The 22,940-nt window shown below is 66.2% G+C and carries 27 protein-coding genes and 1 tRNA gene; 22 read left to right on the forward strand and 6 right to left on the reverse strand.

The window, feature by feature from the left end; all coding sequences use genetic code 11:
• On the reverse strand, positions 1-288 hold a 288-nt coding region (locus DI041_RS18580; protein WP_136640146.1), incomplete at its 3' end, for a DUF3011 domain-containing protein.
• Between the two features lie 158 nt (positions 289-446).
• On the opposite strand from DI041_RS18580, the gene aspS reads away from it, so the two are divergent.
• The 18 genes from aspS to queC all read left to right on the forward strand — a co-directional run bounded on the left by aspS (position 447) and on the right by queC (position 16,864).
• On the forward strand, positions 447-2,198 hold the full coding sequence (aspS, locus tag DI041_RS18585) for an aspartate--tRNA ligase (protein WP_136639858.1): 1,752 nt from the start codon (positions 447-449) through the stop codon (positions 2,196-2,198).
• Between the two features lie 16 nt (positions 2,199-2,214).
• The gene (locus DI041_RS18590) at positions 2,215-2,547 is read left to right on the forward strand and encodes a DNA primase (protein WP_136639859.1); all 333 of its coding nucleotides are present in this window, start codon (positions 2,215-2,217) and stop codon (positions 2,545-2,547) included.
• Between the two features lie 32 nt (positions 2,548-2,579).
• The gene (locus tag DI041_RS18595) at positions 2,580-3,101 is read left to right on the forward strand and encodes a GNAT family N-acetyltransferase (protein WP_136639860.1); all 522 of its coding nucleotides are present in this window, start codon (positions 2,580-2,582) and stop codon (positions 3,099-3,101) included.
• A 75-nt stretch (positions 3,102-3,176) separates the two neighbouring features.
• Complete coding sequence (locus tag DI041_RS18600) at positions 3,177-3,809, forward strand: esterase/lipase family protein (protein ID WP_012511900.1); 633 nt, start codon at positions 3,177-3,179, stop codon at positions 3,807-3,809.
• 162 nt (positions 3,810-3,971) lie between these two features.
• Complete coding sequence (locus DI041_RS18605) at positions 3,972-4,703, forward strand: YebC/PmpR family DNA-binding transcriptional regulator (RefSeq protein ID WP_006386270.1); 732 nt, start codon at positions 3,972-3,974, stop codon at positions 4,701-4,703.
• Between the two features lie 129 nt (positions 4,704-4,832).
• Positions 4,833-5,354 carry a crossover junction endodeoxyribonuclease RuvC gene (ruvC, locus tag DI041_RS18610; protein ID WP_006386268.1) on the forward strand — a complete coding sequence of 174 codons (522 nt, stop codon included), beginning with the start codon at positions 4,833-4,835 and terminating at the stop codon, positions 5,352-5,354.
• 13 nt (positions 5,355-5,367) lie between these two features.
• Positions 5,368-5,961 carry a Holliday junction branch migration protein RuvA gene (gene ruvA, locus DI041_RS18615; RefSeq protein ID WP_005410756.1) on the forward strand — a complete coding sequence of 198 codons (594 nt, stop codon included), beginning with the start codon at positions 5,368-5,370 and terminating at the stop codon, positions 5,959-5,961.
• Positions 5,962-6,010: 49 nt separating this feature from the next.
• Positions 6,011-7,930 carry a potassium transporter Kup gene (locus DI041_RS18620; protein WP_136639861.1) on the forward strand — a complete coding sequence of 640 codons (1,920 nt, stop codon included), beginning with the start codon at positions 6,011-6,013 and terminating at the stop codon, positions 7,928-7,930.
• 488 nt (positions 7,931-8,418) lie between these two features.
• A complete protein-coding gene (gene ruvB, locus DI041_RS18625) occupies positions 8,419-9,459 on the forward strand; it encodes a Holliday junction branch migration DNA helicase RuvB (protein WP_046983214.1) in 1,041 nt (346 codons plus the stop codon).
• Positions 9,449-9,880 (forward strand): tol-pal system-associated acyl-CoA thioesterase, encoded by a 432-nt coding sequence (ybgC, locus tag DI041_RS18630; RefSeq protein ID WP_006386170.1) that lies wholly within the window; start codon positions 9,449-9,451, stop codon positions 9,878-9,880. Before ruvB ends, ybgC begins: the two co-directional genes overlap by 11 nt.
• Positions 9,881-9,890: 10 nt before the next feature.
• Positions 9,891-10,670: a protein TolQ gene (gene tolQ / locus DI041_RS18635; RefSeq protein WP_046983215.1), complete on the forward strand. Its 780-nt coding sequence runs from the start codon at positions 9,891-9,893 to the stop codon at positions 10,668-10,670.
• Positions 10,671-10,694: 24 nt separating this feature from the next.
• Positions 10,695-11,123 (forward strand): protein TolR, encoded by a 429-nt coding sequence (tolR, locus tag DI041_RS18640; protein ID WP_006386166.1) that lies wholly within the window; start codon positions 10,695-10,697, stop codon positions 11,121-11,123.
• Positions 11,113-12,168, forward strand: a complete 1,056-nt coding sequence (gene tolA / locus DI041_RS18645; protein ID WP_136639862.1) for a cell envelope integrity protein TolA — start codon at positions 11,113-11,115, stop codon at positions 12,166-12,168. The genes tolR and tolA overlap by 11 nt, the downstream gene beginning before the upstream one ends.
• Positions 12,169-12,462: 294 nt before the next feature.
• Complete coding sequence (gene tolB, locus DI041_RS18650) at positions 12,463-13,782, forward strand: Tol-Pal system beta propeller repeat protein TolB (protein ID WP_006386162.1); 1,320 nt, start codon at positions 12,463-12,465, stop codon at positions 13,780-13,782.
• A 64-nt stretch (positions 13,783-13,846) separates the two neighbouring features.
• Positions 13,847-14,365: a peptidoglycan-associated lipoprotein Pal gene (gene pal / locus DI041_RS18655; protein ID WP_006386160.1), complete on the forward strand. Its 519-nt coding sequence runs from the start codon at positions 13,847-13,849 to the stop codon at positions 14,363-14,365.
• A 3-nt stretch (positions 14,366-14,368) separates the two neighbouring features.
• Positions 14,369-15,187 carry a tol-pal system protein YbgF gene (gene ybgF / locus DI041_RS18660; protein WP_046983217.1) on the forward strand — a complete coding sequence of 273 codons (819 nt, stop codon included), beginning with the start codon at positions 14,369-14,371 and terminating at the stop codon, positions 15,185-15,187.
• Between the two features lie 232 nt (positions 15,188-15,419).
• Positions 15,420-16,121, forward strand: a complete 702-nt coding sequence (gene queE / locus DI041_RS18665) for a 7-carboxy-7-deazaguanine synthase QueE (protein WP_046983218.1) — start codon at positions 15,420-15,422, stop codon at positions 16,119-16,121.
• A 77-nt stretch (positions 16,122-16,198) separates the two neighbouring features.
• Positions 16,199-16,864, forward strand: coding sequence for a 7-cyano-7-deazaguanine synthase QueC (gene queC, locus DI041_RS18670; RefSeq protein ID WP_049422913.1), 666 nt, complete (start codon positions 16,199-16,201; stop codon positions 16,862-16,864).
• 75 nt (positions 16,865-16,939) lie between these two features.
• Here queC and DI041_RS18675 read toward each other — a convergent pair whose 3' ends face one another.
• Complete coding sequence (locus tag DI041_RS18675; protein WP_136639863.1) at positions 16,940-17,896, reverse strand: DUF2268 domain-containing putative Zn-dependent protease; 957 nt, start codon at positions 17,894-17,896, stop codon at positions 16,940-16,942.
• A 178-nt stretch (positions 17,897-18,074) separates the two neighbouring features.
• Between DI041_RS18675 and DI041_RS18680 the strand changes: the two genes are divergently transcribed.
• Positions 18,075-18,150: transfer RNA gene (locus DI041_RS18680), tRNA-Lys, on the forward strand.
• Positions 18,151-18,225: 75 nt separating this feature from the next.
• On the opposite strand, the gene DI041_RS18685 is transcribed toward DI041_RS18680, so the two are convergent.
• Positions 18,226-18,543, reverse strand: coding sequence for a hypothetical protein (locus tag DI041_RS18685; protein ID WP_136639864.1), 318 nt, complete (start codon positions 18,541-18,543; stop codon positions 18,226-18,228).
• 198 nt (positions 18,544-18,741) lie between these two features.
• On the opposite strand from DI041_RS18685, the gene DI041_RS18690 reads away from it, so the two are divergent.
• Both DI041_RS18690 and DI041_RS18695 read left to right on the forward strand, forming a co-directional pair.
• Positions 18,742-19,593 carry an alpha/beta hydrolase gene (locus tag DI041_RS18690; protein WP_136639865.1) on the forward strand — a complete coding sequence of 284 codons (852 nt, stop codon included), beginning with the start codon at positions 18,742-18,744 and terminating at the stop codon, positions 19,591-19,593.
• Positions 19,594-19,677: 84 nt separating this feature from the next.
• Positions 19,678-20,616 (forward strand): alpha/beta hydrolase, encoded by a 939-nt coding sequence (locus DI041_RS18695; protein ID WP_136639866.1) that lies wholly within the window; start codon positions 19,678-19,680, stop codon positions 20,614-20,616.
• A 37-nt stretch (positions 20,617-20,653) separates the two neighbouring features.
• Here the strand turns inward: DI041_RS18695 and DI041_RS18700 are convergent, their stop codons facing one another.
• Both DI041_RS18700 and DI041_RS18705 read right to left on the reverse strand, forming a co-directional pair.
• Positions 20,654-21,079 (reverse strand): response regulator, encoded by a 426-nt coding sequence (locus tag DI041_RS18700; RefSeq protein WP_046983224.1) that lies wholly within the window; start codon positions 21,077-21,079, stop codon positions 20,654-20,656.
• Positions 21,080-21,173: 94 nt separating this feature from the next.
• A complete protein-coding gene (locus tag DI041_RS18705) occupies positions 21,174-21,941 on the reverse strand; it encodes a CPBP family glutamic-type intramembrane protease (protein ID WP_136639867.1) in 768 nt (255 codons plus the stop codon).
• Positions 21,942-22,090: 149 nt separating this feature from the next.
• Between DI041_RS18705 and DI041_RS18710 the strand changes: the two genes are divergently transcribed.
• Entirely contained in the window at positions 22,091-22,408 is a 318-nt protein-coding gene (locus DI041_RS18710) for a TFIIB-type zinc ribbon-containing protein (RefSeq protein WP_136639868.1), read from the forward strand.
• A gap of 6 nt (positions 22,409-22,414) precedes the next feature.
• Here DI041_RS18710 and DI041_RS18715 read toward each other — a convergent pair whose 3' ends face one another.
• Positions 22,415-22,927, reverse strand: a complete 513-nt coding sequence (locus tag DI041_RS18715) for a GNAT family N-acetyltransferase (RefSeq protein ID WP_136639869.1) — start codon at positions 22,925-22,927, stop codon at positions 22,415-22,417.
• Between the last annotated feature and the right edge of the window lie 13 nt (positions 22,928-22,940).

Raw genomic sequence — 22,940 nt, forward strand, 5'->3', positions numbered from 1 at the left:
GCCCCAGCCGCCGCGGGCCTCGACGAATTCGGCGCGGCAGCCGTTGGTGACCCAGATGCTGCCGTTACGGCTGCCCCAGGTTCGTCCTTCATCACAGTCCGAGCCGGACAGCTGGCGGACCAGCTGCGCTCCGCGCCAACCGGTGTTGCAGACCCGTTCGCGGTTGTTTTGGCTTTCGCAGCGGACCACGCCGCTCTGCGCATGCGCGGAAGGGGCGGGCAGGGCAAGGGTGCCCAGTGCACCCAGGGTGAGGCTCACGGCCAGGCTGGCCAGGGACAGCGGTTTCATGGCGGCATCCCATACGGTGGCAGGTGCCCGACTATAGGGAGAGGGGCGATCAAGCCGGTGTGACTGGCAGGATTTGCCCCGGCCGGGGCCTCGGCCGCAGAATACGAGGCTTTCCGGCCTCCATCGGGCGCCGGCGTTCTCCAGCGGAGCTTCCCCCCATGCGTACCCACTTCTGCGGCCTGGTCGATGAGACCCTGATTGGCCAGACTGTCACCCTCGCCGGCTGGACCGACGTGGCCCGTAACCAGGGCGGCGTCTGCTTCATCGATCTTCGAGATCATGAAGGCATCGTGCAGGTGACGGTGGAGGTCGACAACGCCGAAGTGTTCGCCGTGGCCGCGTCGCTGGGCTACGAGGACGTGCTGCAGGTGGAAGGCGTCGTGCGCGCCCGCCACGCGGTCAACGACAAGATGCGTACCGGCAAGGTGGAAGTGATCGCCACTGCCATCACCGTGCTGAACAAGGCCGCGCCGCTGCCGTTCCACGCCCACGAGAACCCGGGCGAAGAAACCCGCCTGAAGTACCGTTACCTGGACCTGCGCCGTCCGGAAATGCAGCGCATGCAGCGCACCCGCATCAAGCTGGTGCAGGCCCTGCGCCGCCACCTGGACGAAAAGGGCTTCCAGGACATCGAGACCCCGATCCTGACCAAGGCCACCCCGGAAGGCGCGCGTGACTTCCTGGTGCCGGCGCGCATGCACCCGGGCGAGTTCTACGCCCTGCCGCAGAGCCCGCAGCTGTTCAAGCAGATCCTGATGGTGGCCGGCTTCGACCGCTACTACCAGATCGCGCGCTGCTTCCGCGACGAAGCGCTGCGTGCCGACCGCCAGCTGGAGTTCACCCAGCTGGACATGGAGTTCGCCTTCGTCCGCGAGCGTGACGTGCAGGATTTCGTCGAGGACATGATCCGCGACATCTTCAAGGAAGTGGTCAACGTCGAACTGGATGCAAGCTTCCCGCGCATGACCTGGGCCGAGGCGATGCGTCGCTACGGTTCGGACAAGCCGGACCTGCGCATCGCGCTGGAGCTGGTGGACGTGGCCGAGCTGGTCAGGAACAGTGAGTTCCCGGTGTTCACCGGCCCGGCCAACGATGCCGACGGCCGCGTGGCCGCGCTGCGCATTCCGGGCGGTGCGTCGCTCAGCCGCAAGCAGATCGACGAGTATGCCGCGCATGCCGCCAAGTACGGCGCCAAGGGCCTGGCCTACATCAAGATCGCCGACAACGGCGAAGTCAGCTCGCCGATCCAGAAGTTCTTCAGCGAGGAATCCTTCGCCGCCCTGGTCGCGCACGTCGGTGCCGGCAACGGCGACATCGTGTTCTTCGGTGCAGGCGGCTACAACAAGGTCTCCGACTTCATGGGCGCGCTGCGCCTGAAGGCCGGCAAGGACTTCGGCCTGGTCGCCGATGGCTGGGCCCCGCTGTGGGTCACCGACTTCCCGATGTTCGAATGGGACGACGAAGCGCAGCGCTACGTCGCCCTGCATCACCCCTTCACCGCACCGGCGGTGGACGACATCGCCGACCTGCGTGCCAATGCCCGTACCGCCGTTTCGCGCGGCTACGATATGGTGCTCAACGGCAATGAAATCGGCGGCGGCTCGATCCGTATCCACCGTCCGGACATGCAGAGCGCGGTGTTTGAACTGCTGGGCATCGGCGCCGAAGAGGCCCGCGCCAAGTTCGGCTTCCTGCTCGACGCGCTGAACTTTGGCGCGCCGCCACACGGTGGCATCGCCTTCGGCATCGATCGCATTGCTGCGCTGATGGCTGGCACCGAGTCGATCCGCGACGTCATCCCGTTCCCCAAGACCACCGGTGCACAGGATCTGATGACCGACGCGCCGTCGCCGATCGTCGACGTGCAGCTGGCCGAAGTACACATCCAGGTTCGCCCCAAGACCAACTGATCAGGAGATCCAGGCAATGACCGAGTTTGCGTTTTCGCTGGAGTGGGAAAAGCTGGGCAATGAAGGCTCCGAGGCCACCCTGGTCACCGAGCGTGCACGTGTGTTCGGTGGTTGGCTGGTCCGTGTCGGTACCAACCCGGCGGCGATGGCCCTGACCTTCGTCGCCGACGGCGAAGGCCGTTGGGATGGTGAGGACTTCGGCGTCGAGGATTACGAGGACGACGAAGAGGAAGAGTACGACGAGGACGAGGAAGGCGAAGAAGAGGAAGACGGCGAGGAAAAAGAGGACGACGAGGAATACGAAGAGGAAGAGGAAGAAGACGAGAAGGCACCGGCAGAACGGGCTTGACCCGAACCGTTGTCCTGACGTCAACTCGACCCATGTATTCGATCCGCCGCGCTACCGTGGACGACGCGCCGACCCTGTCGGCGCTGGCCGCCCGCACGTTCACCGAAACCTTCGGACATCTTTATCCGCCACAGGACCTGCAGGCGTTCCTGGAGGAGTCCTATACGGTCGAGCGCCAGCGCACGATCCTGGCCCACCCCGATTACGCGGTGTGGCTGCTGGAACTGGATGGGGAGGCGGTCGGCCATGCCGCCGCCGGCCCCTGTGGCCTGCCGCATCCCGAGGTGAAACCTGGTGACGGCGAACTCAAGCGCCTGTACCTGATCAAGACTCAGCAGAGCTGCGGCTGGGGCAGCCGGCTGCTGGAAACCGCACTGGCCTGGCTGGAACAGGAGGGCCCGCGTACGTTGTGGCTGGGCGTGTGGTCGGAAAACTTCGGTGCACAGCGCTTCTACGCCCGTTATGGTTTCGAGAAGGTCGGCGAGTACCTGTTCCCGGTTGGCGACACGAACGATCTTGAATTCATCCTGCGCCGCGCACCGCGCGAGGCCTGACGTTCACCGCCGCTTGCTGCGCGCGCGTGTCCAATCACCGTACGTTCCTGCCCCGCTGACCGCCAGGCTGTTTGCATGACTCCCCCCGTATTACTGCTGCATGGCATCTGGAATGCCCGCGCCTGGGTCGGGCCGCTGGCCTGGCGCCTGCGTGCGCGTGGCTTCCAGGTGCATGCGTTTGGTTACTCCTCGGTGTTCGGCGGCCCGGATGTGGCCGTGCCGCAGTTGCTGGAGCGGCTGGCCGATGCCGGCCCGCTGTCGCTGGTGGGCCATAGCCTGGGCGGACTGCTGGCGCTGGAGGCATTGCGTCGCAATCCGCAGTTGCCGGTGCAGCGCGTGGTCTGCCTGGGGTCGCCGCTGCGCGGCAGCGGCACGGCGCGCTCGTTGTCCGAACATGGCTGGGGCTTGGCCCTGGGCCGCAGCAGCGATCTGCTGCTGGACGGCCTGCCGGACTGGCAGGGTAAAGCCGAGGTCGGCCTGATCGCCGGTTCGGTCCCGCACGGGCTGGGCAGCCTGCTCGGCGCCATTGACGATGCCTCCGACGGTACCGTGGCGCTGGCCGAGACCCGGCTGCCGGGGCTGGCCGACCATTGCGTGGTGCGTACCAGCCACAGCGGCCTGGTGGTGTCGCCGGATGCGGCCCGGCAGACCGCGCATTTCCTCCGTCACGGTCAGTTCCAGCACGGTCGCGACGCCGCCGCCGCGTAAGTCGGTGGGTGCGAACGACCTCCATCGGTGGGGGCGAACCGTTGGTTCGCACGCTCTTCGCCGGGCCATGCCCGGCGGCATCTGGCCGGCCTCGACACGGTCAACGGGCCCGATCAGGTAGAATCCGCGGCCTTATCCATCAACGCACGTACGGAAAGACCCATGGGTAGAGGCCCCTCCATCGAAAACCGCAAAAACGCGTCTGACGCGAAGCGCGGCAAGATTTTCACCAAGATCATCCGTGAGATCGGCGTTGCCGCGCGCGGCGGTGGAGGCGACCCCAACAACAACCCGCGGCTGCGCGTGGCGATGGACAAGGGCCTGACCGCGAACATGTCCAAGGATGTGATCGAGCGGGCCATCAAGAAGGCCACCGGCGAGCTGGAAGGCGTCGAGTACGAGGAAATCCGCTACGAGGGCTATGCCCCGGGTGGCGTGGCGGTCATCGTCGACTGCCTGACCGACAACCGCGTGCGCACCGTGGCCGATGTCCGCCATGCGTTCAGCAAGTGCGGCGGCAACATGGGCACCGAAGGCTCGGTGAGCTTCATGTTCAAGCGCGTGGGCGTGCTGCATTTCGCCGCAGGTGCCGATGAGGACGCCATTTCCGAAGCGGCCATCGAGGCCGGTGCGGACGATATCGTGGTCTATCCCGAAGATGGCGCGATCGACGTGCTCACCGCCGCAGACAGCTACCACGCGGTCAAGGAAGCGATGGAAGCGGCCGGGCGCACGCCGGATCATGCGGAACTGACCTTCCGTGCCGACAACGACATCAAGGTCGAAGGCGACACCGTCCTGCAGGTCAAGAAGCTGCTGGACATGCTGGAAGACCTCGACGACGTGCAGGATGTGTACTCCAACGCCGATCTCGGCGCGGACGCGTACGCCTGAACGGACGCATCACCGGTCGCCTTTGGCGGCCGGTGAGCGGACAATGCGCACCATGATGACCCCAGCCGTTTCCTGCCATTGCCGCTGCCAGCGTCCGTTCCGGACCTTCGGCAGCCGCGTGTGTGCCGCATGACCCGCATTCTTGGCATCGACCCGGGTTCGCAGCGGACCGGGGTCGGCATCATCGATGTCGATGCCACCGGCCGGGTGAGCCATGTGCATCACCAACCGCTGGTGCTGCTGGGCGCCGATGACTTCCCGCAGCGGATGAAGCTGCTGGTACTGGGCCTGGCCGACCTCTGCCGTGAGTACGAACCGCAGGAAGTGGCCATCGAACGCGTGTTCATGGCACGCAACCCCGATTCGGCGCTGAAGCTGGGACAGGCCCGTGGCGCGGCGATTTCGGCCGTGGTGCTGCGCGACCTGCCGGTGCACGAATATGCCGCCAGCGAGATCAAGCTGGCAGTGGTTGGCCGTGGCGGCGCCGAAAAGCAACAGGTTCAACACATGGTCGGGCTCATGCTCAACCTGAAAACCAAGCTGCAGGCCGACGCGGCCGACGCGTTGGCGGTGGCCATCACCCATGCCCACGTAAGGGCAACGGCCAACCGCCTGGGGCTCAGTGCCCGCCAGGCGTGGGGCCGCAAATGAGGAGCTGCACGCAATGATCGGTCGACTGCGCGGCATCGTCGCCTACAAGGCGCCGCCGTGGCTGGTGGTGGACGTGAACGGAGTGGGCTACGAGCTGGAGGCGCCGATGAGCACCTTCTACGACCTGCCCGAACTCGGCCGCGAGGTCACCCTGTACACCCATTACTCGCAGAAGGAAGACAGCGTCTCGCTGTACGGCTTCCTGCGCGAGGGCGAGCGCAGGCTGTTCCGCGACGTGCAGAAGGTCAGCGGCATCGGCGCGAAGATCGCGCTGGCCGTACTGTCCGGCGTCACCGTCGAAGAATTCGCCCGCATGGTCCAGGCCGGCGACATCACGGCGCTGACCCGCATCCCCGGCATCGGCAAGAAGACCGCCGAGCGCATGGTGCTGGAACTGCGCGACCGCGCGGCGCAGTTCGGTGCCGGTGGCGCGCTGCCGACCGGCAGTGGTCCGGCCCCGGCCGATCCGCTGTCCGATGCCACCGTGGCCCTGCAGCAGCTGGGCTACAAGCCGGCTGAAGCGGCGCGGATGGCCCGCGATGCCTTCAATGAAGGTGACGAAGTGGCCACCGTGATCCGCAAGGCGCTGCAGTCGGCGTTGCGCTGACCCGCTTTCCTTCCCCTCAACGAACCGCCTGAGCTTCGCCAGGAGTCCCATGTCCAGCAGTCAAACCCCGCACGCAGCCGCCCCCGGCGGCCACGGTCACGCCCCTCCAGCAGGAGGCCTGGCGCTGATCATCGGTGCGATCGGCGTGGTCTTCGGCGATATCGGCACCAGCCCGCTGTACACCCTGAAGGAGGCGTTCTCGCCGCACTACGGGCTCAACAGCGACCATGACACCGTGCTGGGTGTGCTGTCGCTGGCGTTCTGGGCGCTGAACATCGTGGTCACCCTGAAGTACGTGACCATCATCATGCGCGCCGACAATGACGGCGAAGGCGGCATCATGGCGCTGATGGCGCTGACCCAGCGCACGCTGCGCAACGGGTCGCGTTCGGCCTATGTGGTCGGCATCCTTGGCATTTTCGGTGCCTCGCTGTTCTTCGGCGATGGCGTGATCACGCCGGCGATATCAGTGCTGGGTGCGGTCGAAGGCCTGGAGGTCGCTGCCCCCGGGCTGCACGCCTTCATCGTGCCGATCACCGTGGTGGTGCTGCTGGCCGTGTTCGCGGTGCAGCGCTTCGGTACCGCGAAGATCGGCAAGCTGTTCGGCCCGATCACCTCGATCTGGTTCATTTCGCTGGCCGCGATCGGCATCTACAACATCGTCGACGCGCCGGAAGTGCTGAAGGCGTTCAACCCGTGGTGGGCGATCCGCTTCTTCATGGAGCACGGCTGGCACAGCATCTTCATCCTCGGCGCGGTGGTGCTGGCGGTGACCGGTGGCGAGGCGCTGTATGCCGACATGGGCCACTTCGGTGCCAAGCCGATCCGCCACGCCTGGTACTTCTTCGTGCTGCCCTGCCTGGTGCTGAACTACCTGGGGCAGGGCGCGCTGGTGCTCAACCATCCCGAGGCGGTGAAGAACCCGTTCTTCGAGGCGGTGCCGTCGTGGGCGCTGTACCCGATGATCATCCTGGCCACGATGGCTGCGGTGATCGCCTCGCAGTCGGTGATCACCGGTGCGTTCTCGGTCTCGCGCCAGGCCATGCAGCTGGGCTACATCCCGCGCATGCGCATCAAGCACACCTCGCACGACACCATCGGCCAGATCTACATCCCCGGCATCAACTGGGGCATCGCGGTGATGGTGATCGGCCTGGTGCTGGCCTTCCGCAGCTCGTCCAACCTGGCCGTGGCCTACGGCATCTCGGTGTCGGCCACCATGCTGATCGATACCCTGCTGCTGGCCCTGGTCGCACGTTCGCTGTGGCCCAAGGCACGCAACTGGATCCTGCCGCTGTGCGTGGTGTTCTTCATCATCGATCTGGGCTTTGTCATCGCCAACGGCGCCAAGCTGCTGCAGGGCGCCTGGTTCCCGGTGGTGCTGGGCATCTTCCTGTTCACCATGATGCGCACCTGGCGCCGTGGCCGCGAACTGCTGCGCGACGAGATCCGCAAGGACGGCATCCGCATCGACACCTTCCTGCCGGGCCTGATGCTGGCGCCGCCGGTACGCGTACCGGGCACGGCCGTGTTCCTGACCGCCGATCCGACCGTGGCCCCGCATGCGTTGATGCACAACCTCAAGCACAACAAGGTGCTGCACGAGCGCAACGTGTTCCTGCACGTGGTGACCCTGCCGGTACCGTATGCGCCGGAGGGGCAGCGCCTCAAGATTGAATCGGTGGGCGACGAGTTCTACCGGGTCTACGTGCGCTTCGGCTTCATGGAGACTCCGGACGTACCATTGGCGCTGATGCGTTCGTGCGACCACGGCGGCATCTACTTCGACCCGATGGACACCACCTTCTTCGCCAGCCGCGAAACCATCGTCGCCACCGCCAACCGCGGCATGCCGATCTGGCGCGACAAGCTGTTCGCGCTGATGCATCGCAACGCCGCCCCGGCGACTGGGTTCTTCCGGATTCCGGGCAACCGGTTGGTGGAGCTCGGAGCGCAGGTGGAGATTTAATCTCCACCTGCGCTACGTCCCACGATTTGCTGCGCAAATCGTGGGCCCCGCCCGCATTCCACCTTATCCCCCCGCCTGTCGGCGCGCCCCCTTGAACAACAAGGGGGCTCCGCTTGCGGAGACGGTGCGCTCTGGAAGCAGAGTCCACTCGGCTCCTCAGGTCCATCCGCGCATGGCGTGGATCTACCGTGTCGACCAAGGTCGACACCTACCAGATCCGCCCCGTGCCGACCGACGGTCGGCACCCACCATCAGCAGCAGGTTCCAACAGATCGCGGCCAACTGTCGAAGGCGGGGTGGGTCCGGTTGCGGGGGCGTGAGCCGCATGGATGCGGCGACCGAGCTTACATGGACGTACTTGCAGCGTCCCCCGCTGCCGGACCCACCCCGCCATTCCTCAGTAGCCCGGCCTTTGACGTTGCTTCGTCTTCTGCGGGTGCCGGGCGCAGCCCGGCCGAATCTCCCCGCTTTTACCGCATAATCAGCACATGACCGACGACCGCATCATCGCCGCCGGCGCCACCCGCGAGGATGACGCCGCCGACGCCAGCATCCGCCCCAAGCGCCTTGCCGACTACCTCGGCCAGGTGCCGGTGCGCGAGCAGATGGAGATCTACATCCAGGCGGCCAAGGGGCGTGGCGACGCGCTGGACCACGTGCTGATCTTCGGGCCGCCCGGCCTGGGCAAGACCACGCTCAGCCATGTCATCGCCAACGAACTGGGCGTGGCCCTGCGGGTCACCTCTGGCCCGGTGATCGAAAAGGCCGGCGATCTGGCCGCACTGCTGACCAACCTGCAGCCGCACGATGTGCTGTTCATCGACGAAATCCATCGCCTGTCGCCAGTGGTCGAGGAAGTGCTGTACCCGGCGATGGAAGACTTCCAGATCGACATCATGATCGGCGAGGGCCCTGCGGCGCGCTCGATCAAGATCGACCTGCCGCCGTTCACCCTGATCGGCGCCACCACCCGCGCCGGCCTGCTGACCGCGCCGCTGCGCGACCGCTTCGGCATCGTCCAGCGCCTGGAGTTCTACAGCGTTGAAGAGCTGACCCGCATCGTGCGCCGCTCGGCAGCGATCCTGGCCATCGACTGCACCGCCGATGGCGCTGGCGAGATCGCGCGCCGCGCGCGCGGCACCCCGCGTATCGCCAACCGCCTCCTGCGCCGCGTGCGCGACTATGCGCAGGTGAAGGCCGGCGGCCACATCGACGAAGCCGTGGCTCAGGCTGCGATGAAGATGCTCAAGGTCGACCCGGAAGGCTTCGACGAGCTCGATCGGCGACTGCTCAAGACCATGGTTGATTACTTCGACGGCGGCCCGGTCGGCATCGAATCGCTTGCTGCGGCGCTGTCTGAAGAGCGCGGCACGCTGGAAGACGTGGTCGAGCCGTACCTGATCCAGCAGGGTTTCCTGGTGCGCACCGCGCGTGGCCGCATGGCCACCCACAAGGCCTACCGGCACATGGGCCTGAAGCCGAAGAACCCGCCGCAGGACCTGTTCGCCGAGGTTCCCGATGTCGGTTGAGCCCCGATTCAGTTGGCCGACACGCATTTACTGGGAAGATACCGACGCAGGTGGCGTGGTCTACCACGCCCGCTACGTGGCCTTCATGGAACGGGCCCGGACCGAATGGATGCGTGCGCTGGGCTACGGCCAGGAGCGCATGCGTGCCGAGCACGGGATGGTCTTCGCGGTGCGTTCGATGCAGATGGATTTCATCAAGCCGGCACGGCTGGATGACACCCTGCAGGTGAGCGCAACGCTGGTCCAGCTGAAGAAGGCCAGCATGGCCTTCGACCAGCAGATCCTGCGCGACGGCGAGCTGCTGCTGTCGGCCCAGGTCCGCATCGCCGCACTGGAAGCGGCCAGTTTTCGCCCGCGTGGCATGGACGAAGCCGTCCTTGCCGTGCTGAAACCCCACCTCCACCCCGAATCCGAACATTGAGGAACAACGGATGATCGCAACGCTCCTGGCCCTGCAGGCCACGGTCACCGAGGCATTGCCGGCCGACGTCAGCAACGCCGCGACACAGACCCTTGCCCAGGCCACCACCGGCGGCGGCATCAACTACCTCGAACTGATGGCCAAGGCCAGCCTGCCGGTGAAGATCATCGTGCTGGCGCTGCTGGTCGGCTCGTTCGTCAGCTGGGTGATCATTTTCCGCAAGGCCCGCATCTTCAAGCAGGCCACGCGCGAAGCCGACGAGTTCGAGAACCGCTTCTGGTCCGGCGCCGACCTGGGCAAGCTGTACAGCTCGGCCACCGACCGCAGCCGCAATGTCGGAGGCCTGGAGGCGATTTTCGAAGCCGGTTTCCGCGAATACAGCCGCCTGCGCGACAAGCGCCGGCTGGACGGCCGTGCGCAGCTGGAAGGCGCGCAGCGTGCCATGCGCACCACCTACACGCGCGAAGTCGACCAGCTCGAACGCAACCTGGAACTGCTGGCCAACATCGGCTCGACCGCCCCCTACGTGGGCCTGGTCGGCACCGTGTTCGGCATCATGGTGACCATGCACGACATGATCAGCAGCGGTGCGCAGGCCGGTATTGCCGCCGTCGCGCCGGGCATCTCCGAAGCACTGTTCGCCACCGCCATCGGCCTGTTCGTGGCGATTCCGGCGGTGTGGGCCTACAACCGCTTCACCACCCGCGTGGAGCGCATGTCGGTGCGTTTCGAGACCTTCGCCGACGAGTTCAGCTCGATCCTGCAGCGCCAGAGCGCTGGCGACGAGTAAGCGCCTGACCCGGGAGTCCATGCCATGTCCGCTGCCATCGGTCGCCGCAAGCGCCGCAAGCTGAAATCGGAAATCAACGTCGTTCCCTACATCGACGTCATGCTGGTGCTGCTGATCATCTTCATGGTCACCGCGCCGCTGCTCACCCTGAGTTTTGATGTCGACCTGCCCAACTCCAACGCCAAGGCGCTGGAGAGCAAGCAGGACCCGGTGATCGTCTCGGTGCGCCAGGACGGCCAGCTCAGCCTGAAGCTGCCTGACGCCAAGGAGCCGACCGCCGTGTCGGCCGAGGAACTGGAAGGCCGCCTGGCCGGCATCGCTGCCCAGGACAAGGGCGTGCGCGTGATCGTCGCCGCCGACCGTGCCGTGGCCTATGAAAAAGTCATTGCCGCGATGGATGTGATCAAGCGCGCCAAGGTAGACAAGGTAGGCCTGGCCACCGATGCACGCTGACGCCCTGCCACCCCCGCATCAGCGCGAACCCGGCTGGGGCCTGCCCCTGGCCCTGGCCGTGCTGGTGCACCTGCTGGTCGCGCTGATCTTCATCGGCGCCTGGCTGTGGTCGCCCCAGCGCAACACCGATGCCGCCGCCGGCGATCCGTCGGTCGAGGCCAGCCTGGCGCTGTCCTCGTCCGAGGCCGCTGCCGCGCGCCAGGCCCTGCGCCAGTCGGAGAAGCTGGAAGACCTGCCACCGCCGGTCGCCGAGCCGATCCCGGTGCCGGAAGACACCATCCCGCCGCCGCAGCCAATTCCCGAGCCGCGCCCGCAGGACGCCCCCACGCCTCAGCAGCAGCAGGCGCAGGAGCGTGTCGCGCAGCCGGACACCAAGGATCAGGAAGCGGTGAGCGCACTGGCCATCTCGCAGGAGAAGGCCAAGCAGGAACAGGAAGCCAAGCGCCGCCAGGAGCAGATCGACCTGACCGAACGCAAGCGTCAGGAAGAAGCGGAGCAGAAGCTGCGCCTGGCCAAGCAGCAGGAAGCGGACGAGAAGAAGAAGCAGGCCGAGCAGGAACGCGTGGCGGCTGACAAGGCCGAGGCCGAAAAGCAGAAGAAGATCGCCGAGATCCGCGCCCGCCGCGAGCAGGCCGAGAAGGAAGCCAAGCTGGCCGAGCAGAAGCTGCGCCAGGTCGCCGCCGCGCGCAACGCCGCCGGCAGCGCCGCCGCCGGTGCCAGTGGTGCGGCACAGCCGGCTGGCGGTGGTGGTGGCACCAGCGATGACCTTTCTGCCAAGTACGCCGCCGCGATCCAGGCCAAGGTGCTGTCGCAGTGGGTACGTCCGGATACGGTGCCACTGGGCCAGCGCTGCACCATTACCATCACCCAGATTCCGGGTGGCACGGTGATGCAGGCCAAGGTCAGCCCGAACTGCCCATACGACGAGGCCGGCAGGCGTTCGATCGAGGCCGCGGTGCTCAACGCCCAGCCGCTGCCGTACCGCGGGTTCGAGTCTGTGTTCGCGCGCACGCTCAACTTCACCTTTACCGCCCAGGATCGCTGAGGCGGGCAGGGCAGGGTGGCCATCGGGCCACCTGCGCCCACGGATGTCGCGCTTGCCTCTGGCGGGCCCGGTTTCAGCCGGGCAGGCTGGGTGTCGCCCGCGAACGCCGCCTTTCGAGGGGGCCGTGATCGGGCCGACGAGGCCGGTGGGTGCGATGTTAGCCACGACGTTAACGGTGCGTGAGAGAACGGGCTGGAACTGACCCGGAATTCACGTACCCTTGGTTCATGATTGCGAAGCGGTTCACTTCCGCTTTGCTATCCCTCGTTCCGGTTTCCCCCTATTGAGCGCTCCATGAAAAAGATGCCTCGCTGGCTTGCCGTGTTTGCGGCCCTGTTGCTGCCCTTTGCTGCCGTTGCGCAGCAGAAGGGGCTGGATATCGACATCATCGGCGGCAATGCCTCCGCGCTGCCGATCACCGTTGTGCCGATGCCCTACCAGGGGTCTTCGGCCGCACCGCAGACCGACGTCGCCGGCGTGGTCCGTGCCGACCTTGAGCGTTCGGGCCAGTTCCGCACGCTGCCGGAAGCGCAGATCGTCGAGAAGCCGGTGCGCGGCGGCGACATCCAGTTCGCCACCTGGCGCGCGCTGAAGCAGAACTACATCGTGGTCGGCCGCGTGCTCGACGCCGGTGCCGGCGCCTACCGCGTCGAGTACGAGCTGTTCGACGTGCCCAAGGGCGAGCGCCTGCTGGGCCTGGCGATGACCGCCCGTGGCAATGCCATGCGTGACGTCGCCCACCAGATGGCCGATGCCATCTACGAGAAGATCACCGGTGTGCGCGGCGCCTTCTGGACCCGCATCGCCTATGTGACCGCCAGCGGCAAGGGCGATGCCATGCGCTATGCGTTGATGGTGGCCGACTCCGACGGCTTCAATCCGCAGACCATCGTGCGTTCGGCCGAGCCGCTGCTGTCGCCGTCGTGGAGCCCGGATGGCAGCAAGCTGGCCTATGTCAGCTTCGAACGTGGCAACTCGGCCATCTACATCCAGAACATCGGCACCGGCGCGCGTGAGCTGGTCACCAGCTTCCGTGGCATCAACAGCGCCCCGGCGTTCTCGCCGGATGGCCGCAAGCTGGCCCTGACCCTGTCGCGTTCGGGCAACCCGGAAATCTACGTGATGGACCTGGGCAGCAAGCAGCTGGCCCAGCTGACCAACCACTTCGCCATCGACACCGAGCCGACCTGGGCGCCGGACGGCAGCGCGGTGTACTTCACTTCCGACCGCGGTGGCCGTCCGCAGGTCTACAAGGTGGGTGCGGGCGGCGGCAGCGCCGAGCGCGTGACCTTCCAGGGCAACTACAACGCCAAGCCTTCGGTGTCCTACGATGGAAAGAAGATCGCCGTCGCCCAGGGCTCGGGCAACAGCTACAAGATCGCGATGATGGACAGCTCGCTGGGTTCGCCCCGCTGGAGCACGCTGTCCCCCGGTTCGCTGGATGAGTCTCCGAGCTTTGCGCCCAACGCAAGCATGGTGTTGTACGCCGCCCGCGAGGGTGGCCGTGGTGTGCTGTACGCCGTTTCGGCCGATGCGCGCGTGCGCCAGCGGTTGGTTCTGGCTGACGGAGATGTGCGCGAACCGGCATGGTCCCCATACCGTACCCAGCGCTAAAAGAGTGTTAATATTTTCGCTGTCTTGATCCCCTCATCGGCCTAGGAGCCACAAAGGTATCGCCATGAACAAGTCCACCCGCGTTCTGCTTGTTTCCCTGCTGTCTGTGGCCGTCCTGGCCGGTTGCTCGAAGAAGGTCAAGGAAGAGCCGCAGGCTCCGGTTGACACCGGCACCTCGACCACCACCCCGACCGGTCCGTCCACCTCCGGCCTGTACGGCCCGGGCGACCTGGACACCGATGCCTGCCTGCGTCAGCGCGTTGTCTACTTCGACCTGGACAAGGAAGACGTGAAGCCGGAATTCCAGGCCATCATGGCTTGCCACGCCAAGTACCTGCGTGACCGTCCGTCCTCGCGCATCACCCTGCAGGGCCACACCGACGAGCGCGGTTCGCGCGCGTACAACCAGGCCCTGGGCGAGCGTCGTGGCAACGGCGTCAACTCGGCGCTGCAGGCCAACGGTGGCTCGGCTTCGCAGCTGACCGTCGTGTCCTACGGTGAAGAGCGTCCGGTCTGCACCGAGTCGAACGAGTCCTGCTGGTCGCAGAACCGTCGCGTCGAAATCGTCTACACCGCGCAGTAATCCATGCGCATTGGCATCAAATTGATGCTGGTCGTTGCGGCAGCCCTCGTGGCTGCCGCACCGGCGCATGCACAGCGACAGAGTCTGGCCGACCGTGTCGGCGCGATCGAGCAGCAGATGTACAACAACAGTGCCAATCAGGACCTGTTGAACCAGATCAACCAGCTGCGGCAGCAGGTGACCAGTCTGCAGGCCTCGATCGAGCAGTTGCAGCACGACAACGCCCAGCTCAAGCAGTCCGCCCAGGACCAGTACCTGGATCTGGACAGCCGCCTGAACCGGTTGGAAGGGGGCAATGCCGCCCCGGCCCTGCCGCCCGTTCCGGCGAGCGCGCCGAAGGCCGCTCCGGCCCCGGCAAAACCCGCAGCGGCGGCCACTTCCGAGCGGCCGCCTTCCGTCCATGGTGATGCCGGCAGCCTTGCCGCCACTGGCGACGAGCGCACCACCTACAACGTCGCCTTCGATTCGTTGAAGGCCGGCAAGTACGATGATTCGGCGCAGCTGTTCCTGAGCTTCCTGCAGCTGTACCCGAACGGTGTCTACGCGCCGAACGCGCTGTACTGGCTGGGCGAGAGCTATTACGCCACCCGCAATTTCCCGATGGCCGAGACCCAGTTCCGTGAACTGCTCTCGCGCTATCCGACCCACGACAAGGCCGCTGGCGGCCTGCTCAAGGTCGGCCTCTCGCAGTACGGCGAGGGCAAGGTCGACCAGGCCCAGCAGACGCTGGAGACCGTCGTGGCGCAGTACCCCGGCTCGGACGCCGCGCGCACCGCGCAGGACCGCCTGCAGTCGATCCGCCTCGGCAAGCAGATCCGCTGATCCGCTGACCGGGCGTACAATACGTGTCCTGTAGAGCCGAGCCCATGCTCGGCTGCTTTCGTTTCCGGACCGGCAAACCCGTCCGGATCCGGTAGCGCCGGGCCATGCCCGGCTTGCATTCCCGCCGTGCCATGCCCGACCGGCCGCTGTTGTAGAGCCGAGCCATGCTCGGCTGCTTTCGTTACCGGCCACGGTAGCCCACCCGCCACGTGTCCCACCAAGAAGTCCCGCCATGACCGCCGTTACCCCGTCCAGCGCCGCCGCCACACCCAGCGAGATCGTGCAGTCGCCGCTGCCACGCCTGAAGATCACCGAGATCTTCACCTCGCTGCAGGGCGAAGCCGATACCGCCGGCTGGCCGACCGTGTTCGTGCGCTTGACCGGCTGCCCGCTGCGCTGCCAGTACTGCGACACCGCCTACGCCTTCCATGGTGGCACCTGGTGGGACATCGACGACATCGTGGCCGAAGTGCTGGCCCAGGGCGTGCGCCACGTCTGCGTGACCGGCGGCGAGCCGCTGGCACAGAAGCGCTGCCTGGTGCTGCTGCAGAAGCTGTGCGACGCCGGCATGGACGTCTCGCTGGAAACCTCCGGCGCGCTGGATGTCAGCGCAGTGGACCCGCGCGTGTCGCGCGTGGTCGACATCAAGACGCCCGGTTCGGCCGAAGCCGCGCGCAACCGCCTGGAAAACCTGCCGCTGCTGACCGCGCGCGACCAGATCAAGTTCGTCATCTGCAGCCGCGAGGACTACGACTGGGCCAAGACGATGCTGGCCGAGCACGACCTGGTGAAGCGTTGCACCGTGTTCTTCTCGCCCAGCAAAGGCGAGATCACCGCGCGCCAGCTGGCGGACTGGATCGTCGAAGACAGGCTGCCGGTGCGGTTCCAGATGCAGTTGCATAAAATCCTGTGGAACGACGAGCCGGGCCGATGAGCCCGCGCAGCGTTCCCTGATGTAGCTCCGGCGCGGGACAGCGTGCTGGCTTTTCCCCCAAACCGGAAGATTGACCCATGAAGAAGGCAGTCGTGCTTCTCTCCGGCGGCATGGATTCAGCCGCCGTCATTGCCATGGCCCAGGAACAGGGCTTTGCCGTGCATGCCCTGAGTGTGCGTTACGGCCAGCGCCACACCTCTGAACTGGACGCCGCCGCCCGCGTGGCCAAGGCCCAGGGCGTAATCGCGCACAAGACCGTGGACGTGGACCTGCGCAGCATCGGTGGCTCGGCGCTGACCGACGATATCGACGTGCCCGAAGCCGGCGGTGCCGGCATCCCGGTCACCTACGTACCGGCGCGCAACACCATCATGCTGTCGCTGGCCTTGGGCTGGGCCGAAGTGCTCGGTGCCAACGACATCTTCTGTGGCGTCAACGCCGTGGACTACTCCGGCTACCCGGACTGCCGCCCCGAGTTCGTGGCCGCGTTCCAGGCGCTGGCCAACTTGGCCACCAAGTCCGGCGTGGAAGGCGCGGGAATCAAAGTGCACGCACCGCTGCAGTTCCTCAGCAAGGGCCAGATCGTCAGCGAAGGCGTACGCCTGGGCGTGGACTTCGGCCTCACCGTGTCCTGCTACAACGCCGACGCCAACGGCGCCGCCTGCGGCCACTGCGACGCCTGCCGCCTGCGCGCGCAGGGCTTCACCGAGGCCGGTGTAGCCGACCCGACGCTGTACGCCTGACCGCGGATACGCCGGCAGGTTTGATTCTGGTAGTTGCCAACCTTGGTTGGCACTTCCACCGGGCACGGCCCGGCGCTACCGCTGCCGCAGCCACCCCGATGCCGCGATGAAGGCACGCACCGCCTCGGGATCGTTGTAGTCCAGCTCGATCATCCGCGCGATGCCCGCCTTTTCATCGGCCTGCTGCCGCATGTACTCCTGCGCGATGCGGTAGCCGGCGTAGTAGCCCACATCACTCACCCCGAACGGATTGCGGGCGCTGTTGTACAGCCAGTTGTCGAGATTTTCCCCATCCATCTCAGCAATGAAGCGCGTGCGGATGTCCGCTTCGTGTGTTGCGCCGTAGTCGTAGAAGGGTAGTGCCGGCCGGCGCCCGCTGATGCGCTCCGCCAAATACTCGGCCACGCCCTCGCGCACCGCGTACTGGGCCAGCCTACCCGTGGTCTCACGCTGCTGCGTGTGCACGTACTCGTGCAGGTTGTTCTGCGCGTTGTTCGCGCCCGGCCGGCTGTCGTAGAAGATCCGCAGGCGGTCGCGCATCTTCGCCGGGAGTTCGCTAACGTCCACGTGCTCATCGCCCAGCGCCATCTCCGCGCCGATCAGCACCTTGTCACCCAGCGTGGTACCACCGGTACGCAGCACGCCCACCGCGTAGGTGATGGTGGCCGGGCGCAGAGCAGGGTAGAGCGCACGGAACGCGGCCAGATCGCGCTCCAGCGAGGCACTGGCTTGCTGCGCGTTGGCGGTGAGCGGGCGTACCGAGGTCCAGAAGCGCGGCCACGCGTTCATGGCCTCGGCGTATTCGCGGGCGGTGTAGTTGCGCACCTGCATCAGCGCATGCAGTCCAGGGCTGCCCGGATCGATGTAGCGCTGCTGGACCAGCGCCACCTGACGCTCAGCATCAGGCTCGGCGCGCACCGCGTCATAGGTGGCCCAGAAGCGGCCGATATCATCGGTGACGACCTGGGACGGGGCGGCCAGTACCGAACACGGCAGCAGCAAGGCAGCAATCAGGCTGAAGGGCAGGCGCATCCGTGGCTCCGAGCGGGGATCATACCTGGGATGCGCAGGAGGCCCGGAAGGTTTAAGCGGGCTCGCCTGGCCGGGTAGTGCCGGCCGCTGGCCGGCACCCGCAACACATCGGGGTTTCACCCGGCCCGGCAAAGTAGGGTAGAATGCCCACCCCGCCGAAAGGCCGGGGAAGTGCAATGGGCCGTTAGCTCAGTCGGTAGAGCAGAAGACTTTTAATCTTTTGGTCGAAGGTTCGAATCCTTCACGGCCCACCATTGCATCCAGTGACCCAGGTCATTCAGGAAGGCACCGCCAAGCGGTGCCTTTTTTGTTGCCCTGGTCCAGTGCCTCTACTTCGTCCGCATTCCCTTGGCTTTTGCGGCTGCTGCGTCGGCAGCCTCCTGTGCGGCCGTTGCTGCCGCATTCGCGGAACGCGCCGCTTCCGCTTGAGCCGCCTCGAAGTCTGCCCGGCGCTGCGCGCTGATCCGGCGTTCCAGTTCTGCAGATGCGACGAAGCTTTCCGGATACTTCGAGGCACAGGCCTGTTGCACCAGTTGTACCGCACGGTCGGACAGGCCGGGTTGGATGTTGCCGAGCAAGCAGTCAGCATACGGTGCAGATGCAGCGGGGCCTGCAGCCAGCGCTGTGATGACCAGGGCATTCAACATGCGTACCTCCTTGTAGGTTTCGATTGGACTACGGTGCGGTCTGGCCCGAGTATGGCCCCGTTCGTGGTGCAGGTGTTCCCCTCATCCACGCAGGGCTTGGATCTACTGAGCATCTGGCAGCGGTAGCGAGCATGCCGAAACCGCCAACGCGCCGGCCCTGACGCTATGCTCGGCATCTTTCCCAGGATGGCTTACCCCATGCGCTTGATCGTGCTGTCGCTTCTGCTGTCCGCTATCACCGTCGCGCCCCTGATGGCCGCCGAAACTGCACCGCCCGCGCTGGCCGCTGCCGCAGCCCCACTGGTGATCGGCGAGACCTTCAGCATTGAATCGAAGGCGCTGGGCGAAACCCGCCGCATCAACGTCTATCGCCCGCAGCCGTGGGGCCTGGATCCGAAAGCGCCGTTGCCGGTGCTGTACATGGCCGATGGCGGCATCGGCGAGGACTTCCTGCATGTGGCCGGGCTGGTGCAGGTGTTGACCGGCAACGGCAGCATGCGCCCGTTCCTGCTGGTCGGCATCGAAAACACCGAGCGTCGCCGCGACATGACCGGCCCCAGCAACGACCCGCAGGACCAGAAGATCGCGCCGCGCATCGGTGGATCGGCGGCCTACCGCCGCTTCCTGCGCGATGAGCTGATGCCGCAGGTGCGTCTGCGCTACCCGACCACCGACGAGCGTGCGCTGATTGGTGAATCGCTGGCCGGCCTGTTCGTGATCGAGACGCTGCTGCAGGAACCGACACTGTTCAACAGCTACATCGCGCTGGACCCCAGCCTGTGGTGGAACCGGGGCACGATGCTGGCCGCTGCGGCCAAGCAGCTGCCGGCTGTGACGCGCGCGCAGCCCCGTGTGTTCCTGGCCAGCAGCGGACAGCCGGAACTGGCCGCATCCACTGCGCGACTGGCCGAGTTGCTGCAGCAGGCTTCGCCGTCGCCGCTGATGAAGTACCTGCCGCTGCCTGAGGAAACCCACGCCACGATCTATCACCCGGCCGCCCTGCAGGCGCTGCGCACGCTGTTCCCGGCGCCGCCGCCGGCCTCGCCCTGACCCGGCGTGGCACTGCATCGCACGACGTGTGAGGATGCGGTAGCGGCGCCACCCGGGTGCGCCGCCCGCAACGGGAGAGCGTGGATGCAGCGTGTGCGTGGATGGAGTGTGGCGGCCTGCCTGGCCGTGAGTGGCTGCGCGATGTCGGTGGCGCCACCGGCAACGCAAAGTGACGCGAAGGAAAGCGCGGCAGCCGCCGTGCCGGGCGTGGTGCTGCCAGATACCGAAGCATTGCGCGTGCACGATCCTGTGGGCCGCGATTACCCGATCTGGGTGGCGCTGCCGGCCGACTATGCCGCACACCCTGAGAAGCACTATCCGGTGCTGTACGTGACCGATGCGCTTTACAGCTTCCCGCTGGTGCGCAGCGTGCGCAATCTGGTGGGGCAGCAGGGTATCAACATCGAGAATTTCATCCTGGTTGGGCTGCCACCGCAGGAAGGCCTGACCTCGAAGCAGAGTCGCTCGCGCGACTACACGCCCAGTAATCCGGCGCGTACTGCTGAGGGCTATTACAGCGATGACGTCACCTACGGCGGTGCCGCGCACTATCGTGATTTCCTGGCGGCACAGGTGCTGCCGATGGTCGATGCGCGTTATCGCACCGACCCCGCCCGGCGCCTGTTCGCCGGCCATTCCTATGGTGCGCTGTTCGGCGCCTACGTGCTGACCACGCAACCCGACATGTTCAGCACCTACATCCTGTCGAGTCCTTCGTTGTGGTTCGACCAGCTTCTGCTGCCGCGCATGCAGGATGCTGCCGTGATTCCGGTGCAGCCCACGCGCGTGCTGCTGTCGGTGGGCAGCTACGAGACGGACAAGCCAGGGCCGCGCTATTCAACAGGCAACGACATGCTGCGGCAGACCGCGGACTTCACCACCCAGCTGCAGCGCAGTGGCCGCAAGCTGCAGGTGGACAACGTGGTGATCGACGGCGAGGACCATCTCACGGTCTACCCACGGGTGATCACTCGTGCACTGCTGGAGGTGATGCCGGGCGAAGGGCCGTACACCGGCGGTTGATGGCCGGTCGCATCCACGCCATGCGTGGATGATTGCCTCAGGCCGCGCTGGCCTGCGGCGGCGGCATCAACGTGGCATCCGCCGCATGGCGGAAACACAGGCGGATGGCATCGAGCAGCTCGCTCATGCTGTACGGCTTGGGCAGGAAGTGGATGCCCTCCCGCAACTGCGGCAGCACGCGGTGCTGGTCCATGCCGGAGGTTACCAGGATCGGCAGCTGCGGCAGGTGCTCGCGCACGCGGTTGGCGGTTTCGATGCCGCTGATGCCGCCCAGGCAGACGTCGGTGAACAGCAGGTCGAACGGTTCGCCGGCGTTGAGCAGGCCCAGTGCGGCCTCGGCGCTGCTGACAGCGGTGACCTGGCAGGCCTGGCTTTCCAGGGCGAGACGACTGAGTTCCTGGGTTTCCTCGGCGTCCTCGATCAGCAGGACGCGCGGTTCCACAAAGCGCTTGGACAGCAACATGACGCGGCAACTCCGGACAACAGGGGGAGCGAAAGGCGCGCAAGTATGCGCAAGCCGGTAGTGATCCCGGCGTGCACGGCAAGCTAAGTGGGCGTTACAACCGCGACTGGCGCCGGCGACGCACGTGCCAGGCCAGGATCGTGACCGCGAGCAGGGCCGTGCCGATGCGCAGGCCGGTAGCCTGCCAGCCCAGTGCAACGGCATCATCGAGGCTGAACACATTCCAGGCCAGGTTCATCGAAACGTGCAGGACCAGGCCGCACCACAGGGTGTCGCCGTCCAGGTGATCAAGCCAAGCGAAGATGAAGCCGCCGAACGCGATGACCGCGCCAATGAACAACGCGATGCCGCCACCGTCGAACCCACCGAAGCCGAGCCAGTGCACCATGCCGAACAGCACCGCCTGCGGCAGCGCGAGCAGCGGCCACGGGCCGCGCACGATCTTCACCAGCAACACGAAGCCGAGGCCGCGGAACAGCACTTCCTCGGCCAGCGGGAACAGCACGGCCAGCATCGTGGCGTCCAGCGCGGTCAGCGCCGTGTTCGGGGTGCCGAGCAGCGCCAGTCCCAGCCAGCAGGGGAGGCTGGCCAGCAGCACCCACGTCGGACCGCGCCAGCCGTTTCCACGTAGGCCGAGGCTGGCCAGCAGGCCAATGCCGCGGGGTCGCAGCAGCGTAGCCAGCAGCAGCGCAACCAGTACTGCCAGTGCGTTGTCCAGCAGGCTGCCGCCATAGGGCATGGGCAGGGCGGGAATGGGAGTTCCTGCGGCTGCGGCGATATCGCGCAGGTTCAGGCCCAGGCCAACGCCCAGCAGGACCAGCAACAGACGTGTGGCGGTGGGCAAGCGGGACAACACTGTCATGTACGCACTCCCTGCGGGACAAGTCCGCAGTGTCGGGCCTTTCGGCAATACCGGCACGCGCCGGAAGTCCCTGTGCCTTCGGTCATGCGTTGCCGCACAGTCATCACCGCGCAGGTACAGTCGATGCCAGACCGACAGGAGCAATGCCGATGCTGTGCCCCGTGTGCAAGACCCAGACCCTGCAGATGGCCGAACGCCATGGCATCGAGATCGACTACTGCCCGAGCTGCCGTGGTGTATGGCTGGATCGTGGCGAACTCGACAAGATCATCGAGCGCGCCACTGACGGTGCAGGTGCCGCCATGCCGCCGCCAGCGCCTGTGCAACCGCAGGCCGCTCCGCCGCCGGTGATGCATCGCGATACCCGTCATCTCGGCCAGCGCCATGATGACAACCGTGGCCAGTACAGCCAGGGCTACAAGAAAAAGAAGAAGGAGAGCTTCCTCTCCGAACTGTTCGATTTCTGACGCTGCTCAGGGCCGGCGCAGGATGAATTCGCGGTCGCGGCTGTCGCCGACGATGAAATCGTACTCGCCGACCCTGCTGCAGCCGTAACGCGCATAGAAGCGCTGCGCGCCGAAGTTCTCTTCCCACACGCCCACCCACAGGGTGCGGCGGTGCGGCTGGTCCAGCCAGGCCATGAACTCATCCATCATGCGTGCACCATGGCCGCCGTTCTGGTGTGCGGCCAGGATGTAGAACCGCTTCAGTTCGATGTCGCCCTCGCGTGCATCGGCATGCGGCAGGGTATTGGCGCCGGCGGCGAGATAGCCGACTACCGAGTCACCGTCCATCAGCAACCAGACCGCACTGCGCGGATCGGACAGTTCGGCCCGCTGCGGTGCGATGCCGTAGTGCGCCTGCAGGAAATCGTGCAGATCATGCGGTGGGTACGAGTCGCCCCAGGTCTCGGTGTAGGTGGCGATGGCGATCACCGACAGCGCGTCGGCGTCGGCGAGGGTGGCGCGGCGGATCTGCAACGACATGGCGGTGCCTGCA

Origin of the sequence: Stenotrophomonas maltophilia (assembly GCF_004920835.1) — a bacterium.
GTDB lineage: Bacteria > Pseudomonadota > Gammaproteobacteria > Xanthomonadales > Xanthomonadaceae > Stenotrophomonas > Stenotrophomonas maltophilia_AQ.

Bases quoted from the DNA above. Each gene is read 5' to 3' on its own strand.
- aspS (WP_136639858.1), top strand. From the start codon at position 447: ATGCGTACCCACTTCTGCGGCCTGGTCGATGAGACCCTGATTGGCCAG.
- tolB (WP_006386162.1), top strand. From the start codon at position 12,463: ATGAAAAAGATGCCTCGCTGGCTTGCCGTGTTTGCGGCCCTGTTGCTG.
- DI041_RS18710 (WP_136639868.1), top strand. From the start codon at position 22,091: ATGCTGTGCCCCGTGTGCAAGACCCAGACCCTGCAGATGGCCGAACGC.
- DI041_RS18700 (WP_046983224.1), bottom strand. From the start codon at position 21,079: ATGTTGCTGTCCAAGCGCTTTGTGGAACCGCGCGTCCTGCTGATCGAG.
- tolQ (WP_046983215.1), top strand. From the start codon at position 9,891: ATGATCGCAACGCTCCTGGCCCTGCAGGCCACGGTCACCGAGGCATTG.
- ybgF (WP_046983217.1), top strand. From the start codon at position 14,369: ATGCGCATTGGCATCAAATTGATGCTGGTCGTTGCGGCAGCCCTCGTG.
- DI041_RS18715 (WP_136639869.1), bottom strand. From the start codon at position 22,927: ATGTCGTTGCAGATCCGCCGCGCCACCCTCGCCGACGCCGACGCGCTG.
- DI041_RS18590 (WP_136639859.1), top strand. From the start codon at position 2,215: ATGACCGAGTTTGCGTTTTCGCTGGAGTGGGAAAAGCTGGGCAATGAA.
- DI041_RS18690 (WP_136639865.1), top strand. From the start codon at position 18,742: ATGCGCTTGATCGTGCTGTCGCTTCTGCTGTCCGCTATCACCGTCGCG.
- ruvC (WP_006386268.1), top strand. From the start codon at position 4,833: ATGACCCGCATTCTTGGCATCGACCCGGGTTCGCAGCGGACCGGGGTC.
- ybgC (WP_006386170.1), top strand. From the start codon at position 9,449: ATGTCGGTTGAGCCCCGATTCAGTTGGCCGACACGCATTTACTGGGAA.
- queE (WP_046983218.1), top strand. From the start codon at position 15,420: ATGACCGCCGTTACCCCGTCCAGCGCCGCCGCCACACCCAGCGAGATC.
- ruvA (WP_005410756.1), top strand. From the start codon at position 5,368: ATGATCGGTCGACTGCGCGGCATCGTCGCCTACAAGGCGCCGCCGTGG.
- DI041_RS18595 (WP_136639860.1), top strand. From the start codon at position 2,580: ATGTATTCGATCCGCCGCGCTACCGTGGACGACGCGCCGACCCTGTCG.
- DI041_RS18620 (WP_136639861.1), top strand. From the start codon at position 6,011: ATGTCCAGCAGTCAAACCCCGCACGCAGCCGCCCCCGGCGGCCACGGT.
- DI041_RS18685 (WP_136639864.1), bottom strand. From the start codon at position 18,543: ATGTTGAATGCCCTGGTCATCACAGCGCTGGCTGCAGGCCCCGCTGCA.
- DI041_RS18675 (WP_136639863.1), bottom strand. From the start codon at position 17,896: ATGCGCCTGCCCTTCAGCCTGATTGCTGCCTTGCTGCTGCCGTGTTCG.
- ruvB (WP_046983214.1), top strand. From the start codon at position 8,419: ATGACCGACGACCGCATCATCGCCGCCGGCGCCACCCGCGAGGATGAC.
- DI041_RS18605 (WP_006386270.1), top strand. From the start codon at position 3,972: ATGGGTAGAGGCCCCTCCATCGAAAACCGCAAAAACGCGTCTGACGCG.
- tolR (WP_006386166.1), top strand. From the start codon at position 10,695: ATGTCCGCTGCCATCGGTCGCCGCAAGCGCCGCAAGCTGAAATCGGAA.
- DI041_RS18695 (WP_136639866.1), top strand. From the start codon at position 19,678: ATGCAGCGTGTGCGTGGATGGAGTGTGGCGGCCTGCCTGGCCGTGAGT.
- queC (WP_049422913.1), top strand. From the start codon at position 16,199: ATGAAGAAGGCAGTCGTGCTTCTCTCCGGCGGCATGGATTCAGCCGCC.
- pal (WP_006386160.1), top strand. From the start codon at position 13,847: ATGAACAAGTCCACCCGCGTTCTGCTTGTTTCCCTGCTGTCTGTGGCC.
- DI041_RS18600 (WP_012511900.1), top strand. From the start codon at position 3,177: ATGACTCCCCCCGTATTACTGCTGCATGGCATCTGGAATGCCCGCGCC.
- DI041_RS18705 (WP_136639867.1), bottom strand. From the start codon at position 21,941: ATGACAGTGTTGTCCCGCTTGCCCACCGCCACACGTCTGTTGCTGGTC.
- tolA (WP_136639862.1), top strand. From the start codon at position 11,113: ATGCACGCTGACGCCCTGCCACCCCCGCATCAGCGCGAACCCGGCTGG.